The organism is Patescibacteria group bacterium (assembly GCA_038065255.1).
GTDB lineage: Bacteria > Patescibacteriota > Patescibacteriia > JACQRZ01 > JACQRZ01 > JBBTRI01.
Genome location: JBBTRI010000019.1, coordinates 21,690 through 38,487, shown reverse-complemented (window position 1 = coordinate 38,487; position 16,798 = coordinate 21,690). Strand labels below are relative to the sequence as shown.

The following is a 16,798-nucleotide window of genomic DNA, read 5'->3' as shown; positions in this document are numbered from 1 at the left end:
GAAATGAAAAATGTTGTGTATCTCGAATAACTATGATACAATTTCTATTATGAATATTTATGAATTTTTCTTATTATGTTGAAACGGGAAAAAATTTTGACAAAGACAATTTCATTACCCGTAACAGTTGCTCGGCGCGTGGAACGGGTTGCACGCAGGAATAGCACAACCATTAGCGATCTTTTTCGGGAATCATTCCGCCTTTATGAGCGCGAACAAGCAAATGAGCACCAGGCCGGGAAAAGAACTGTCGAATGGAAAAAACTGCGAGATGCATTGGGGCGCATGGCAAAAAAGGGGAAAAGGATAAAATTATCCACGTTTATTATTAACGACAGACAGGCACGTTAGCTATGCATCGGGGATATGTTGCCGACGCATCGGTTGTGGTGCAGTTACTCAACGCATTTGGTGAGACAGCAGTCGAGCAATCACGCGAGTTGTTGCGTGGCGCCGTCATGAGAGAGTATCCAATTATTGTGCCCGACCTCTTGTGGTATGAAGTAACTAATGCGTTGGTTAGAGGAAAGGGGTTGAAGAGTACGAATCTCCAAGACGCCCTTGATCTTTTATTTTCATTTCCTCTTACGTTTGTATGGGCAACAAAAGAAAGAGTCGCATCCGCATCTCTTATCGCATCCGTATATTCGTTATCAGTCTACGACGCTCTTTATGCCGCTCTTGCTTTGGAATATAACATCCCTCTTCTTACGGCAAATATGAAACACCAGGGGAAAGTAAGCGGTCTCCATGCTGTTGATATACAGAATTGGTATGGCATCCTGCGGAAATGATAGCTCCCTATGAAGATACGAATTGAAATAAATACAGGATTCAAACAAGCGCTATCAGCCATCGAGAGCGGGCAGAGCGTATTTATAACCGGCCGCGCCGGCACTGGGAAATCAACCTTGCTTGAATATTTTCGAGGCATCACGAAAAAAAAGATTGCAGTCCTTGCGCCGACAGGGGTTGCTGCGTTGAATGTGCGCGGTGTTACGATCCACTCGTTTTTTGGGTTCAAGCCCGATATCACCGTCGAAAAGGCGAAGAAAAAAGCAAAACGAATAGCAAAAGAAGGAGGAGAAAACAAAACACTTTATCAGACGGTCGAATGCTTCGTCATCGATGAGGTATCGATGGTGCGTGCAGATCTCTTGGATTGCGTTGATGTGTTTTTGCGCATTGTTCGCGCCAAGTCGTCTGCGCCGTTCGGCGGAGCGCAGATGGTTTTTATCGGCGATCTCTATCAGCTCCCGCCGGTTGTCGGCTCGAACGAACGAGCAATCTTTCGAGAACGCTACAAAAGCCCTTATTTTTTTTCGGCGCATGCATGCGAAAATTTTCCCATGGAGTATGTCGAGCTGGAGAAAATCTATCGGCAAAGCGATGATGCGTTTATCGGACTTCTCAACAGTATCAGGAATCGCACGGTTTGCGATGAGGATCTTTCCTTCTTGGCGTCTCGCGTGAACCCGTCGTTTGAACCGCCGCGCAATCAGCTATGGATCGCGCTGACGCCGACAAACGACGCGGCGACGAAGATCAATGCCGTGCGCCTCCGTGAACTTTCAGGCAAAACTCAAACATATCACGCGCATACGAGCGGATCATTTGAACAGCAACAGGCGCCAACCGAACGAGATTTATCGCTGAAAGTCGGTGCACAGGTTATGCTCGTGAATAACGACAGCGCCGGCCGATGGGTCAATGGAACAATTGCGCGTGTCACTGCGCTTGAACCATCATTCAAAGGCGATGCCGATGCAATTCGCGTGAAACTGCCCGATGGATCAGTTGAAGATATTCTTCCGTATACTTGGGATTTGTTTTCGTATGAATACAATTCGAATACGCAGAGCCTTGATACGCGCACGATCGGTTCGTTTACGCAATATCCGCTCCGTCTCGCATGGGCGGTCACAATCCACAAAAGCCAGGGGAAAACATTCGATCGAGTGATCATCGACATGGACAGGGGAGCGTTCGCTCACGGGCAGACCTATGTTGCGCTTTCTCGCTGCCGCACGCTTGCGGGCATCGTTCTTAAAAAGCCTATTGAAAAGAAGCACATCATTCTCGACTGGCGAGTCATGGATTTCGTCACGCACTACCAGTACAAAAAATCGGAGGAAGCGCTCTCGCTCGATAAGAAGATCAAGATGATAGAGGGCGCTATCGCGATGCGCCGACCGCTTTCGATCACCTATCTTAAAAAACAGGACGTGAAATCGCGACGCACCGTGACACCGCGCATGGTCGGCGAAATGGAGTACGAAGACACGTCATTTCTCGGTATGGAGGCGTACTGCCATTCCCGCCGCGATACGCGCGTGTTCCGCGTCGACCGGATACTTGAGATCGCTTTCGCGCAAGAAGTCTGGACAAAATGAACTAAAAATGAAAAGATACTGGTCATGGGTAACTGGATCGCCAGTAAAGAACTTCATTAAGAGCTTCATTAAACCCGAAGGATCAGGTTGTCGAAAAAATATTCTTTACAATAGTACGGTAAAATTACGAGTCAAAGGAGATGGAAGCCTCTATCTTCTAAAATAAAAAGGGTAATTGTGAAGATTGGATAGTTAGGTTACCCTATGTCATATAATGGGCCGCTAGCTCAACTGGCAGAGCAGATCCCTCTTAAGGATAAGGTTCCGGGTTCGACCCCCGGGCGGCCCAAAAAAAGTTTAAAATTTTTTAAAAAATTCTTGACAGGGTTTTTGGAGATAGTAAGCTGAAACCATATTCATTTTTATTTTCATTTTTATGGAGCAGAGTAATAATGCAAAAAATACGATCATGCTCGTAGTTGTCGCACTTGCGAGCTTGATTGTCGGTTATATGATCGGCACGCAGGGAGCGCCGAAGGACGAGGCGGGTCAGCCGACGCAGAGCTGGCTGCCGCTTCGAAAAGAAACAGGGACCATTAAATTGGGTTTTGTCGGTCCGCTTACAGGCGATGCGGCGACGCTTGGAGAAAATATGCGTGTGGCGGCACAGATTGCCGTAGACGAGATCAATGCTAAGGGCGGCATTAAGGGGCGAAAGATTGAAGCAATCTACGAAGACGGAAAATGCAATGCGAAAGACGCAACCAGCGCCGGCACCAAGCTTTTGAGCGTTGATAAAGTCGTTGCGATAGTAGGCGGCACCTGTTCCGGCGAAACTCTTGCCATTGCGCCCCTGGCAGAAAAAGCGCACGTTCCGCTTGTTTCTTCTTCATCCACCAGTCCGAAAATCACCGAAGCGGGGGATTATGTTTTCCGCTTTGTCGCATCCGACTCGTTTCAGGGCGTCTATGCCGCTGATTATCTTGTGAAAACAAAGGGCACTAAAAAAATCGCAATCCTTTCTTGTCTCAATGACTGGTGTGTGGGTTTGCATGAGGTGTTCAAAAAACAGGCGGAAAGTAATGGCGCTACAATCGTGGCTGACGAAAGCTTCAAAACAGATGCCCGAGACTTGCGCACCCAGCTTACAAAGATACGAGCGGCACAACCGGAAGCCATCTATTTTCCAAGCATGACCGAAGGGGCATTGGTTGCGTTTAAACAAATGAAAGAACTGGGAATGAAAACATTAGTACTCGGCGGGGATGGTTGGGATGATCCGAAGATTCCCAATGAAGGTGGTGCAAGCGTAGAAGGCGCGCAGTATACGATTGCAGCAAACAGAAATTTGCCTGCAAGCTTTCTTGATGAGATGAAAAAACGCAATGCTGATAAAGACTTGAATACCTACAGTCCGCGCGTCTATGATATCTTCAACGTACTTGCAGGCATCATGGGCAGCGTCGGCACAAATGGCGAAAAGATAAAGAACGAGCTTTACAAGGTAAAAGGATACCAGGGTATTGCAGATGAATATACGCTCGATAAAAATGGCGATGTTGAGAAAGCGAATTATATTGTCAAAGAATTTAAGGGAGGAAAGGCAGTTGAAATGAAGCAATAATCTAATCCACAATGCTTGTCGTGTTTTTTTGGCAAGATCACCTCTTAAGGGGTGATCTTGCATTTTATACGATAGGCAGTACACTAGATGATATTGTTTATTACACATAATAAGAAGTGCGTATGGAAAAGCAAAAAGGTTTATGGATTGGAGTGGCGGTTGTTGCGGTGCTTTTGATCGCGTTTGCTCTTAGTAGGCAGGGCGGGCAACAGCAAGAAAAACAAGTTGGCACAGAGCCAACGCAGCCATCTCAACAAGAACAGCCAAAGAGCGGCAACCCGATTATTATCGGTTCTATTTTGCCGCTTACAGGAGATGGAGCTGCTTATGGTGAACCTGATCGTGAGATTATGCAGATGGCTGCGGATGAAATAAATGCATCCGGCGGTGTGAATGGCAGTAAGCTTGAAATTATTTTTGAAGACTCAAAGTGCAGTGGAAAAGATGCGGCAAATGCAATCCAAAAACTTATTAGTATCGATAAAGTACAGGCGGTTGTTGGAGCGGCATGCAGCAGTGAGGCATTGGCAGCATTTCCAATTGCAGAGAAAAATAAAATTGCATTTCTTTCCAACGCGGCAAGTAGTCCCGACTTAACGAATGCAAGCCCTTATTTCTTTCGTGATTATCCAAGTGATGCGAGTCAGGGGAAAATACTTGCACAGGTTGCCCTTGAAAAGGGATGGAAAAATATGGCGTTCATGCAGGAAAAGAAAGATTACCCGCTTGGTATTTATAAAGCATTCGGCGTAGAGTTTGAAAAGGGAGGAGGTTCAATCATAAAAGAGGAATTCGCATCTGATGCAGTCGATTTCCGGACCCAATTGAAGAAATTGCAAGTCGCAAAGCCTGATGCTCTGTTTATCTCTGCACAAACTCCGGCATCAGGGGAGCGCGTATTAAAGCAATTAAAAGAACTTGGATGGACGGTGCAGCTCTTCATCTCTGATGCCATGAGCGGAGATACGGAACTCATGAAGAGGCATGCCGCGCAGCTCGAGGGTACGCTTGCAGCAGAATTTGGCGTTGATGAACAGAATCCAAAATTCCAACACCTTCTTGATGCATATAAAACACAGTACAAAAAAGATGCTCCTTTCCAGAGCTATGCTCAAACAGAGTATGATTCCGTTTATCTCATTGTTGACGGGCTCAAAGCTGTCGGAAACAATGGTGAAAAACTTGCCGCATGGTCGCGCACTGTTAAAGATTGGGATGGCGCCTCGGGGAAAGTTACTATTGAAGCGACAGGGGACCGGGCAGGAGGACATGTCGCAAAAATTGTGAAAAATGGGAAAGTCGAATTGCTTAAATAAAAAGCGTAGGCAGTTCTAGCGCATGAGTGACCGTTCCTTGCGGGGCGGCCCTGTTTGTTTTAGCGGTAGGCGTCTTTTCGGTGATCAAGATCAAAGAAGATGGCTCTATCAGGATGTTGGAAGTAAAAGAATCCTCGGTACCGCCGAGTGATACGATAGCTGAAGACCCCATGTTCTCCATGCAGTTTTTTTATGTGGAGCCGCGGATCAAGCCAGTTGCGGATAAAACGGCCTTCTTGCGTTGCATTGAATTCTTTGATTTCACTTGGAAGTTTTCTAAACGCTCGTTCAAAGTCATCCGTATGGATTATTTCCATACTATAGGCGGATATTTTTTCATCGCCTTACTAAGCGATTTTTTTATACGTGCTTTATGAGTATAATCAGTAAAACGTTCTGAATTAAAGAATAACGGAACAATATCAAATTCTTTTTGGAATGTCTGTTCAATCGCTTTTAATCGCTCATATTCATTGAGTGGTATTGAAACTGTTTTTGTGAGCTGTAGAGTTTTCGACAGAGCCATACACTGTTGTTATTTATGTAAGAGATTTATAACTAGTGTATCAATAGTCAAGCGAATGTCAATTGATTATCCTTGTGGGGGCGGCTCGTTTTGTGATAGGATGCATCGTATGTCTATCTTCATACAACTGTTGATGAACAGCGTTATTGCCGCGTCAATCTATGCGCTTGTTGCTCTGGGGTTCAACCTTATCTATGGTACTGCCCGGTTTTTTAATCTTGCTCACGGGAGTATGGTGCTTGTTGGAGCGTATGCCGTTTTTTTCTTCAGTAAGCAGCTTGGAGCGCCCTATCCACTGGGGATATTTTTAGGAATTCTGATCGCAGGGCTTATCGGCGTGGCGCTTGATCGGGGCATCTATGCGCATTTGCGTGCCCGGAAAGCATCAAATCTTGTGCTGCTTGTTGCTTCACTGGGAGCGCTTACTGCAATTCAGGCAGTTCTCGCAATGGTGTTTACCAGCCAATTCCAAACACTCACCCCCATAGACTGGAACTACCGCATCTTTTCCGTTGCCGGCGGATCTATTACCGAAGTGCAACTAACCGCTCTCATAAGTGCATTTGTTGTCTATGCTGCTCTGTGGGTATTGCTGTACCGAACAGCATTTGGGAAAGCAGTGCGCGCTATCAGCGATGACCGCGAGGTTGCGCAGATTATCGGCATCGATACCGAAAAAATCATTGCATGGGTATTTTTTCTCGGTTCGAGTATTGCAGGTCTCGCCGGTGTTCTTTCGGGGCTCGATACCGGCATTCAGCCGTCCATGGGTATGTTCTTGCTGCTTGGCGGCGCCATTGCATGCATCATCGGAGGAATCGGGAATATCACCGGCGGCTTGGTCGGTGCGCTTATTTTGGGATTGGCGGAAAATTTCGGGATTTGGAAACTTTCCGGAGAATGGAAGGGTGCAATATCCTTTGCGCTGCTGATACTATTTCTTCTCTGGCGCCCGCAGGGAATCATGAATGTAAAAAAATAGTATGGAATACCTCATTCATCTCGCAATTCTTGTCGGCATCTATGCCATTCTCGCAATGACGCTGAATCTCGTGGTCGGATATACCGGGCTGCTGTCCGTGACACATGCGGCGTTTTCTGGTATTGGCGCATACGCCGTGGCGCTCCTGATGACATTGGCACACTGGAATTTTTTTCCTGCACTTCTGGTTGGTATTGGAATAGCTCTCGTAGCAAGTTTTTTCATTGGATATGTATTAAGCGGTCTTGGGGGAGATTACTATGTGCTTGGAACGGTCGGTTTTAATTTTATTATTTATAGCATTTTTTTGAACTGGCAGGATCTTACGCGCGGACCTTTGGGCATTCCCGGCATACCGAGGCCGGAATTTTTCGGTTTTTCATTTTCTTCGAATCTTGCATTTTTATTCTTTGTGGTGCTGTGGTGTGCGCTTGTATGGTATGTATGTCGCTGGATCACTCATTCATCCTTTGGAAGAGCGCTAAAAGGCATTCGCGAAGATGAAGTGGCTCTCCAAGTTTTTGGCTATAAAACAATTAATTACAAACTCGTTGTTTTCATGATCTCTGCAGGATTGGCGAGTATTGCCGGCGCACTCTTTGCCGTCTATATTTCATTTATCGACCCCTCAACATTTACTATTGATGAATCAATTTTCATATTGGCAATCATTATTCTTGGCGGTTTGGCGAACCTGCGCGGGTCGGTGCTCGGTGCGCTTTTTTTGGTGCTCTTGCCAGAATTCTTGCGCTTTGTTGGATTTCCAACAGATATCGCAGCACAGATGCGTCTCTTTACCTATGGTGCATTGCTGGTTGTGTTGATGATGTATCGGCCGCAGGGGCTTGTCGGCGAGTATAAATTGCAGTAATACTACACTGATTACTATGATTATGAATCACAACTTCTTCAGGCATCTGTCCGTCAGGCACGAATATTTTTCTGCTGGAAGAGGTCTTCGGCTCATGCCGTCGCATTCCGCAGATCCTTCCAGACAGATACCTTCGAATGCGCTTCATAATCCTATGCATGCTAATGGATGATACGTTTATGTTCGCACTCCAAACACATAATCTCAAAAAATATTTCGGCGGTGTCCACGCAGTGGATGGATTGACGCTGTCGATCCGTAAAGGGACAATCACAAGTATCGTGGGCCCCAATGGGTCGGGAAAAAGTTCATGTGTCAATGTGCTGTCCGGCGTGTATTCCATTGACGCTGGCACGGTCACCATTGATAGTGTGGCATTCCACAAACTCAACACCTATGATGTTTCGACCTATGGCATTACCCGCACATTTCAAGAGGTGCGGCTTTTTGAGCAGATGACCGTATTGGATAATATGTTAGTGGTCACAACTGAGCGGAATGTGTTTGGCGCGTTGGCCGAAAAACATTCGGATTACCACTATCGCAAAAGCATCGATGTGCTCAAGCGAGTCGGGCTTGAAGAAAGGAAAAATGCGCTTGCTTTAAATCTATCTTATGGACAGCGAAAGCTTCTCGAAATTGCCCGCGTACTTGCAATGGACAAATCACTTATCTTGTTTGACGAGCCGTTTGCAGGGCTCTTTCCGCAAATGGTAAAAATCGTTGTATCGATTGTGAAAGAACTGCGCGAACAGGGAAAGACTATTGTGTTGATTGAACACAACATGGATCTTATCCGCGAGCTGTCTGATGAAGTGATTGTTATCGATGAAGGAAGGGTTTTGGCATCCGGTGAACCCGGCGCCGTACTTAAACGTCGGGATGTTATTGAAGCATATTTAGGAGAATAACGTATGGTAAGTAAAGAAACTCTCTTACAGCTCAAAGATGCAACGGTGCAGTATGGAGGCGTTAGGGCGCTTGACGGCGTTTCTGTTTCCCTTGATGAGGGAGAGGTGGTGGCGCTGATGGGTCCCAATGGAGCAGGGAAGTCGACAGTGTTAAAAGCAATCTTTGGTATTGCGCCCTTGAGCCATGGAGATGTGTATTGGCATGAAAAAAAAATCTATCCCGTTCCCCATGAAGTGGTGCAGCTTGGGATATCCTTTGTGCCCCAGGGGCGAAGAGTTTTTTCGAGCCTCACCGTGGAAGAAAATATAGAGATCGGGGCATACGGTATTTCACAAGTCAAAGAAATGCGGAGGCGGCGCGATGAAGTGATGGAGTTGTTCCCTGCATTGCGTGCAAAAAAGAATGCTCAGGCGGGAACGCTTTCCGGAGGACAGCAGCAAATGCTTGCGCTCGCACGCGGTCTTATGCGAGACCCAAAAGTGTTATTGCTCGATGAGCCTTCGCTTGGACTTGCTCCGAAGGTAGTGAAAGAAATTTTCCATAAGATCAAGGAAATCAATGAGCGACATGGGACGGCAATTTTTATTGTTGAGCATAATTTGAAATCCCTTTTTGAGATTGTCCAGCGTGCATATATTCTTGATAAGGGGCGCGTTGTTTATGATGGTGATATTCCTACGTTGCAAAAAACCGATCTTTTGGAAAAAGTATTTTTAGGCGCTGCATAATATGAAGCATCTCATATCTCGCGCAGTAGAATCATCGGCAGTCGCCCTATCTGAAGGAACCTATGCACGTTTTTTGAAAGAAACACTCCCGATATATGAGCGTGAAGGACTTGCAGGAGTTTCAGGAGAGCTTCTGAAGCGCATCGGCATTCAAGTTGATGTTGTTCAGCAAGACAATCCAGAGTTTTTACTGATGCGCAATCGCTTGAATACCAGGCCGGGATTGATTATTTCAAATCACCCAGGATATATCGATGTGCCTGTAGTGCTTCAAGCGATCAAGCGGCACGATATCAAAGTCATGGTAACCGAAAAACGCTATCCGCAGTTCACGGCACTCTATGGAGATCATTTTGTGCCAGCCCCCTCAAGCGGAACGCAGGCGAAAAACGTCCTTGGCGAAGCGCGCAGACATATTGTGCAGGGAGGAGTATTCCTGTTGTTTCCCAGTGGTGAGGTAGAAGCACGGGGAGGGAGCAAGCTTTTTCAAAGCGGATTCCGTGCGCTTCTCGAACAGCTCTTACCTGAGACAATGGTCTACGCCTTTCATGTGAACAAAGAAGATATTCAGGGTATGATACAGCGCGAAAAGCGAAATTCCATGGCACGCATAACGCGTGTGCGTATAGGAATCCATCCCGCACCGCAGTTTTGCATTCGTCTCAATGAGACGTATACTACCTGTGAGCAGTGGCAAAAAGCAGCGCAGGATGCGAGGGGATCATCTTCGAAAAATCAAGCCCTCACCGAATACTACGATAAGCTATTTGAATAGAGTCAAAGTTGATAGGGTCTAGGCACTGGATTTGATCCAGTGCTTTTTTCATTATATCAATAAGGAAGTTTACACTTTTATATACTATTTTCATTATAACCATAATACATTTATAAAATACGCACTATAGACACTTGACAAACTATTCAAAGTGTGGTATACTTATGGCATCGAGTATGTACCCTTCAAAAAGGTTATATCTATAACAAAAATTCTCCAGGAGCGAAAAGAGTGTAGAGGAGAGAGTCCACTTTCCATCCATTGTGCCCTTCGGGGCCAACCAGAAGGTAAGAGGATATATAAGCGCTTTGAAGATAATGTGGCATTCATTCCCATCGCGGACCACCCGCCGCAGCTACTTCATATAATGCTTGCCTCTACAGCCTTTTCGCTCTTTTTAGTGTAGTTGGTGGCTATCGTTGTGGGTCGCAATCCTATTGGATTGAAGCCCACAACGCTGTTCATCAGAAATGATGCAGTTGTAACGCACCAGTGTAAGCGGAGAAATTTAGCAATGATTTTGTGCGGATGCGGCATCACTCTTTGTAATCCCGCCACGGTAGAGTCTCATCGGGAAGACTGCGGGCAGCCGCAGGTCAATCTCGGAGAGTTCCAGAAAAACCTCGACACCGGCTTGGACTACGCGTATGCTATTGGCTACGCACAGGTTCGACCGACGAGGCGGATGGAGGCCATCCAAGCGTACAATCGATAATCGTCTACCGACCTAGCCCTAGACCTCCCCCTCAACCCCGGTACTTTGAAAATTTCATAGCAGAGAAAGTAGGAATCTTGTTTGGTTGCAAAGCCAAATCCAAGCCGAACTCTCTGCAAGCCCCCCCAACAAATGGAAGCACACCACCCTGGTCCGACCCCCTCGTCGGATACCAACCCCTGCTTCCTTTTTTTATTCCAATAAAACTTTCCTTGCGTAGCGCATGCGTATTTTGATATACTGCACGTAGTATATAAAACTCTATGAATACACTAGAAAAATCCTTCAATGCGCTTGAGCGCGATTCGCAGAAGAGATACGAAAAAATAGGTAAAAAAAGAGGTGAAAGCGCATCGGAAACCTATGCCAAGCGTATTGCCGATGAGATGTTTGTAAACCTACTTACTCATGGCGAAGCATCTCTTACGGAAGCGCTTGCTAGAAGGGGATCAAATCGCATTGATAAAAAGGATCAAAAAGAAACACTTCGCTGGGACGGCATTGCGCATGAGGCCCTTGAACGAGGCGACTATGATCTACTTGATACAATGACCGATAAAATACGCACATTCGAAGGGGGGAGGCATGCACGCAGTCTGGCGCTCGAACATATTTCAAAATGGGTGCGCGAACAGAATATTCAGAAACTTTCTGAAATGCTATCGGCTGATTCGCGGTTCGTTGAAGATAAGGTGTTTCCGTCCGGTATGCGCAGATTGTTTGACGTTCAGCAATTGGAGGCAATGGAGCAAAAAGGAATGACATATCTTGATATTCTTGAGAAAGAAATGAAACGCCTTAAAAATCCCATCCTTCAACGGCATTTTTCTCCCGATACGCGCGATGAAGAAACCCACAAGGAAAAAGAAACCGTTCTTTTGGCATGCAAAACTGCGATTCTTGCGCTTTTCCAAAAGCCAAAAACTTCAAGTGGATACATTGCCCTCTTTCCCCATGTCGGTACGCAACTTGAAGAAATTGTCCGGAGAGCGGCATATCTAGGTGTTGCGACGCTTCCGGAAATAAAGAATGTGTGCAAGGAGCCAGACATTCAGCGCTCTCTCATTGGGTTGTTGGCAAAAAGCATTTCAGAAGCCCCTCTGGGGGATTATACCAAAGCTTTTATTCAGGGATTTTCGGAGTATGTTCTGTATGCGCAAAAAGCACGATTTTCAGCTATTGTATCCCAGTTGCTTGATAGCGGACTTTATTCTCAAGAAGATATTGCGGCACTGCAAGATCAAGTACTTGAAAAAGTACGGAAAAACAGTCAACGGACTCATGTTGTAGAAACATTACAAAAAGCGTTAAAGGAGGAATCAGTGCTGTGACGATCAAAAAAACCGCCCCTTACAGGGCGGCTTTTTTGTGTTGAAAACAACTATATTATTTTTTTCAATGCTTCCTTGAGCGCTTTGCCTGCTTTGAAGCGGGGGACAATCGATGGCGGAATCTCAACGCGTTGGGTGACATTCTTTGGATTGATGCCCAAGCGCCCCTTTCGTTCTTTCGCTAAGAATGTGCCAAAACCGGTGAGTGTCAGTTCATCGCCGCGCTTGAGGGTATCAGTGATGTAGACGAGTACTGCTTCAATCATGTCTTCGGCCTGCTTTTTAGTGACCTCGAGTTTAGCGGCAAGATGCTCGATGAGGTCTGCTTTTTTGAACTTGGTTCCTTTTGTTGTCATACGTTCTCCTTGGGGACGTTTTTCCACACCCCTAATTATGAATCAAACATTGACTATTCGTTGAATGCGCGTGATCGATCGTGCCTGCGCCGTAGCCGTATCCAGGTCGATCAGTACTGAGTTGAATACCACTGTGCCGTGGTCGGATATCTCAAAATGCTGATGGATTTGGGTCAAAAAGCTCTGGAGAGGGCCTGAATCGAACCCAATCACCGAATGTTGGAGCCCAACCATGCCGATATCGGAAATATAAGCTGTTTTGCCTGGCATAACTCGTTCGTCTGCTGTAGGGACGTGAGTGTGTGTTCCCACAACTGCCGAAACCCTCCCATCGGCGTAGAGGCCAAAAGCGTTCTTTTCCGAAGTGGTTTCAGCGTGGAAGTCCACAATAATCCCAGCATGCCGAGTGCCGCTGTTAGCTTGTAGGATTGCATCAAGCGCACGAAAAGGACAGTCGAGGTTTTCCTTCATGAATACCCGACCCATTAAGTTTACCACGAGAATGGATTTTGTTGCAATAGTAAAGGTTTTTGCCCCTACGCCCGGGGTGCCGACAGGATAATTTGCAGGCCGCACGACAATGGAGTTGCGGTTCGAAAGCAACTCACGTCCATCTGGTTTCGCCCATGCATGATTGCCGCTTGTGCCGGCATCTACTCCTGCATTCGTAAGTTCTTGGAGGGTTTGAGAAGTAAATCCAAAACCATGTGCAAGATTTTCGACATTTGCGATGACAAAGTCAATATCAAATTCTTTGCGGATCTGCGGCAGAAGTTCTGCGACTGCTTTGCGCCCCGGTTTTCCAACAATATCTCCAATGATAAGAATATGCATACTGTTTATTTTGCGTACTCTATAATTCTTTTTTCCCGGATGAGTGTAATGCGTAATTCACCGGGATACTGGAGTTGTTCTTCGATGCGCCTTGCAATTTCTTTTGCAAGCTTGTATGCATTGACATCATCAATTTCATCCGGCTTCACGAAGACGCGAATTTCACGCCCGGCTTGGATGGCATAGGCTTTATCAACACCCGAAAAACTTGTCGCAAGCCCCTCAAGTTCGGTAATGCGTTGCACGTAGCGTTCTACGCTGTCGCGGCGTGCACCCGGCCTGCTTGCCGAAAGCGCATCGGCAACTTTCACGATAACACCTTCAAGGGTATGCGGATTGTCTTCATGGTGGGCAATACACATGTAGGCAATTTCTTCCGGAAAACCGAATTTTTTGAGAATGTCATAGCCGATTTGCGGATGGCTTCCCTGGACCTCATGGTCGACGGCTTTACCGATGTCATGGAGGAGTCCGCCTTTTTTGCAGACAAGCACATCAGCACCCAATTCTTCTGCAAGGAAATTCGCAAGGTAGGCAACTTCCATGGAGTGGACGAGTGCGTTCTGGCCAAAGCTCGCACGGAATTTCAGTCTCCCTAAAATCGGCACGAGGCGGGGGTCGATTCCTGTAACGCCCAGCGCAAAGAGCGCGTCTTCCCCGGCCTTTTTGATGTCCAGCGCTAGCTCTTGCTTCGATTGTTCAAGGTATTCTTCAATGCGGCCCGGGTGAATGCGCCCGTCTTTCACAAGTTTTTCAATGGTCATTTTTGCAACCTGGCGTCGGATAAGGCTGAAGCTTGAAAGAGTGATTGCATTGGGTGTATCGTCAATCAATATTTCCACCCCGGTAAGATTTTCGAGCGTTTTGATATTCCTTCCTTCTTTGCCGATAATTCTTCCCTTCATTTCATCTGATGGGAGTGGTACTGATGATGTGGTCACTTCGGACACCACAGACATGGCACAGCGCTGCATGGCATCCACGATTACATGGCGAGCCTTACTTGCCATATCTTCCGTGCCTTCTTTTTGGATTTTTTTTATGCGCTCCAGCACTTCCTCTTTGGCTTCACGCTCAACGCTTTCGAGCAGGACTTGCTTTGCCTGTTCGCGTGTGAGCTCGGCAATACGCTCGAGCTTGGCAAGCTGCTCCTGTTTGATTGTCTGGATGCTTGTTTTTATTTCTTCAATCTGAGTTGCTTTGTCTTGGATCTTCTGCTGTTTTTCTTGAATTTCCAGAAGCTTCTGGTCAAAGAGCGCTTCGCGGCGTTCGAGCCTTGTTTGCGCATGGTTAAATTCCCTGCGCCGCGATTCTTCATCTTTTTTGGCACTATCAATAATGCCGATTGCTTTATCACGCGCTTGAAGCAGGATTTCACTTTCCTTTGCTTTGGCATCCGTAAAGATCTTTTCCGCTTTGCTTTCGGCGGAATTGATCTGGTTGATGCCCACCTGTTTTCGAATGTAGTAGCCAACCAGTCCGCCGAGGACGAGGAAGGCGACTCCGATAAATAATGCACTAAACATAAACATCACTCCGATTCCCGACATCAGGAGAGTGAAGTGCTTTGTAGTGTAATAGTTGAAGTATTAGCGCTCACCTTTCGCAATACGAAGAAACCCTGCATGGTTTTGGGCGTGCAGGCCGTAAATGAGGTCAACAGCAATAGTCATGGCAAAAGTGTTGTTCGTCATACTCAATACCTTTGATACAAGCACATTCAGGTCTGAAGTGGGATTTACTAATTAAGGTATGCGTCAAGCGTAGCAGAAAAACGTCCGTTTGGCAAGGAGTGATGATTATAATAAAAAAAGACCCCATAGGGGTCGAATGATGTGTGTGGTTCTATCCCGCAATATCGAAACGTGGATGGACTTCGAGGGGGATGTCCGACAGAGATTTCACGATTTGCACGAGTTCGGGAGGGATACTACCCCACGTCTCTACGAATTCTCGGGCAGCATCGTAGCTACCTCCAAGCTGCAAGCGCAAAAACGCATCGCTGAGCATAATCATGCCGTTCAGAGCAACATCATAGTTGATCGTATAGCATCCGGTCGATTCATTATAGCGCCATGCACCGGTATTTTTCAGCCAGTTGTACTGCACGAGATTGCCGCGGGCATGCGCTTCCGTAAAGCTCTTGCGCAGTCCCATGATAGTGCATATGAGCTCAGTGGCAATCGCTCCCTTAACTGTATCCATGCCAAGAATACCGCTTGTGCAGCAATGGTGGAGAAATCGTATACCCAGCATGTCTGCTTTTGCTTCCTCGATCATTGAGTGAAGGTCTTTGAGGATGACGCCGAATCGAATGAGTTCACCATCCCGCATGATGCCGGTGGGACCCATGCCATGGGAAAGCTCATGTCCGACATTGGAGGCTAGGCGGTTTTCGACTGTGCAATAAGCTTGGTCGGCAGGATGAAGAATTCGTTGTGCGATTGGAACCCCGACATTGCCGAACTTTGCGGAAAGCATGGTGCGGCTAAAGATCTTTTTCGATCCTTTAAGATTGTGGATCTTTCGATCATTCGGTAGATTTGCCGCAACGAACATGCGTCCGAAACGTGCCTCACCTCCCCGATACACGTCATCTAATACGATCATAGGGCCAGCCGGCCGTGGCTCGAATGGATACTCTTGTGCGAGAAGCCGGTCGAATTCAGCGGCTGGTTGGTTGAATTGCTGGAGCATCTCGGTCGCTTCCCGGTTGGGAATGCCGATATATGCTTCGAACGCAGACTTGAGACCAAGGAACTGATCGTCAATGTATGTCTCGCAGGGGCCGAGAGTGATTTCAAACGGTTCACCACGAGTGTCTACCCAGGCACTATCGCTATCAAAATAGCTCGCAGTGCCTTTGAATGTCTGTGCACGGAGTTCAAGATAGGTTTTCAGTGGACCTTCTTGGAGATATGTCGCTCCGACTTCAAGGAAATTCGCAGCTTCGGTAAGAAGGGGGCTGTAGTGGTTGTGATAGGGTACTGCCACAAGTCCGTCGCGCCCGCGCTCGATTACCGTATAGGGGGATTCGAATGCTTCTTTGTCGTCAGGATGCGCTTGCAGCCAGGCATCCCATTCATCTTGCGTTAGGCCGGTTGGATAGAATGGACCTTTGGCAGGGCGTCGTCCTATTCCCGGAACAAACGGTTCATCATGGTCAAAACTGTCCCAAGGGCTGCCATGGACTTGAAGGTACCGAAAGATTGCTCTGCCTTCGGGATTGCGCTGCTCGTTCATGTACTTGAAGAAAAGGTCTGAACTCTTTTTTCCCGTCTGGCTGACATACAATTCTGTCATTCTTTCGGCTGCCTTGATGCAGCAGCCAAGAGCCAGAATTTCAATGTTGGAGAGGGGTGTTTTACTCAAGTCTACTACATGGTCGAAGAAGTGTACGCGTGAAAGCCGATCGTGAATGCTCAATGCAGTTTTCATTGTAATGTTCGAATACGTTCCAGTTAACACGAAACAAGCCCCTGCTGTCAAGGGCTT

At 46.8% G+C, this 16,798-nt stretch carries 17 protein-coding genes and 1 tRNA gene; 12 read left to right on the top strand and 6 right to left on the bottom strand.

Translation table 11 applies throughout. The features are described 5' to 3' along the window. The first annotated feature begins 75 nt into the window (after positions 1–75). The 6 genes from AAB400_04590 (at position 76) to AAB400_04565 (ending at position 5,273) form a co-directional block, all read left to right on the top strand. Positions 76–351: a hypothetical protein gene (locus tag AAB400_04590; protein ID MEK7649157.1), complete on the top strand. Its 276-nt coding sequence runs from the start codon at positions 76–78 to the stop codon at positions 349–351. A gap of 2 nt (positions 352–353) precedes the next feature. Then, the gene (locus AAB400_04585; GenBank protein MEK7649156.1) at positions 354–794 is read left to right on the top strand and encodes a type II toxin-antitoxin system VapC family toxin; all 441 of its coding nucleotides are present in this window, start codon (positions 354–356) and stop codon (positions 792–794) included. 9 nt (positions 795–803) lie between these two features. After that, entirely contained in the window at positions 804–2,393 is a 1,590-nt protein-coding gene (locus AAB400_04580; protein ID MEK7649155.1) for an AAA family ATPase, read from the top strand. A gap of 216 nt (positions 2,394–2,609) precedes the next feature. Then, a tRNA-Lys gene (locus AAB400_04575) sits at positions 2,610–2,682 on the top strand. An 87-nt stretch (positions 2,683–2,769) separates the two neighbouring features. After that, positions 2,770–3,957 carry an ABC transporter substrate-binding protein gene (locus AAB400_04570; GenBank protein MEK7649154.1) on the top strand — a complete coding sequence of 396 codons (1,188 nt, stop codon included), beginning with the start codon at positions 2,770–2,772 and terminating at the stop codon, positions 3,955–3,957. Between the two features lie 122 nt (positions 3,958–4,079). Then, positions 4,080–5,273, top strand: a complete 1,194-nt coding sequence (locus tag AAB400_04565; protein ID MEK7649153.1) for an ABC transporter substrate-binding protein — start codon at positions 4,080–4,082, stop codon at positions 5,271–5,273. Between the two features lie 59 nt (positions 5,274–5,332). On the opposite strand, the gene AAB400_04560 is transcribed toward AAB400_04565, so the two are convergent. Both AAB400_04560 and AAB400_04555 read right to left on the bottom strand, forming a co-directional pair. Next, positions 5,333–5,590 carry a hypothetical protein gene (locus AAB400_04560; GenBank protein ID MEK7649152.1) on the bottom strand — a complete coding sequence of 86 codons (258 nt, stop codon included), beginning with the start codon at positions 5,588–5,590 and terminating at the stop codon, positions 5,333–5,335. Beyond that, positions 5,581–5,799, bottom strand: coding sequence for a hypothetical protein (locus AAB400_04555; GenBank protein MEK7649151.1), 219 nt, complete (start codon positions 5,797–5,799; stop codon positions 5,581–5,583). The genes AAB400_04560 and AAB400_04555 overlap by 10 nt, the downstream gene beginning before the upstream one ends. Positions 5,800–5,908: 109 nt before the next feature. On the opposite strand from AAB400_04555, the gene AAB400_04550 reads away from it, so the two are divergent. The 6 genes from AAB400_04550 (at position 5,909) to AAB400_04525 (ending at position 12,113) form a co-directional block, all read left to right on the top strand. After that, entirely contained in the window at positions 5,909–6,781 is an 873-nt protein-coding gene (locus tag AAB400_04550; GenBank protein MEK7649150.1) for a branched-chain amino acid ABC transporter permease, read from the top strand. A 1-nt stretch (position 6,782) separates the two neighbouring features. Further along, positions 6,783–7,652 carry a branched-chain amino acid ABC transporter permease gene (locus AAB400_04545; GenBank protein MEK7649149.1) on the top strand — a complete coding sequence of 290 codons (870 nt, stop codon included), beginning with the start codon at positions 6,783–6,785 and terminating at the stop codon, positions 7,650–7,652. A 179-nt stretch (positions 7,653–7,831) separates the two neighbouring features. Next, positions 7,832–8,563 (top strand): ATP-binding cassette domain-containing protein, encoded by a 732-nt coding sequence (locus AAB400_04540; protein MEK7649148.1) that lies wholly within the window; start codon positions 7,832–7,834, stop codon positions 8,561–8,563. Between the two features lie 3 nt (positions 8,564–8,566). Further along, a complete protein-coding gene (locus tag AAB400_04535; GenBank protein MEK7649147.1) occupies positions 8,567–9,292 on the top strand; it encodes an ABC transporter ATP-binding protein in 726 nt (241 codons plus the stop codon). Position 9,293: 1 nt separating this feature from the next. Next, positions 9,294–10,067, top strand: coding sequence for a 1-acyl-sn-glycerol-3-phosphate acyltransferase (locus tag AAB400_04530; protein MEK7649146.1), 774 nt, complete (start codon positions 9,294–9,296; stop codon positions 10,065–10,067). A 978-nt stretch (positions 10,068–11,045) separates the two neighbouring features. Continuing rightward, positions 11,046–12,113 (top strand): hypothetical protein, encoded by a 1,068-nt coding sequence (locus AAB400_04525; protein MEK7649145.1) that lies wholly within the window; start codon positions 11,046–11,048, stop codon positions 12,111–12,113. Between the two features lie 50 nt (positions 12,114–12,163). Here AAB400_04525 and AAB400_04520 read toward each other — a convergent pair whose 3' ends face one another. The 4 genes from AAB400_04520 to AAB400_04505 all read right to left on the bottom strand — a co-directional run bounded on the left by AAB400_04520 (position 12,164) and on the right by AAB400_04505 (position 16,741). Next, on the bottom strand, positions 12,164–12,469 hold the full coding sequence (locus tag AAB400_04520) for an HU family DNA-binding protein (GenBank protein ID MEK7649144.1): 306 nt from the start codon (positions 12,467–12,469) through the stop codon (positions 12,164–12,166). Between the two features lie 42 nt (positions 12,470–12,511). Beyond that, the gene (locus tag AAB400_04515) at positions 12,512–13,303 is read right to left on the bottom strand and encodes a TIGR00282 family metallophosphoesterase (GenBank protein ID MEK7649143.1); all 792 of its coding nucleotides are present in this window, start codon (positions 13,301–13,303) and stop codon (positions 12,512–12,514) included. A 5-nt stretch (positions 13,304–13,308) separates the two neighbouring features. Next, a complete protein-coding gene (rny, locus tag AAB400_04510) occupies positions 13,309–14,829 on the bottom strand; it encodes a ribonuclease Y (GenBank protein MEK7649142.1) in 1,521 nt (506 codons plus the stop codon). A 319-nt stretch (positions 14,830–15,148) separates the two neighbouring features. After that, on the bottom strand, positions 15,149–16,741 hold the full coding sequence (locus AAB400_04505; GenBank protein ID MEK7649141.1) for a hypothetical protein: 1,593 nt from the start codon (positions 16,739–16,741) through the stop codon (positions 15,149–15,151). Positions 16,742–16,798 lie beyond the last annotated feature (57 nt).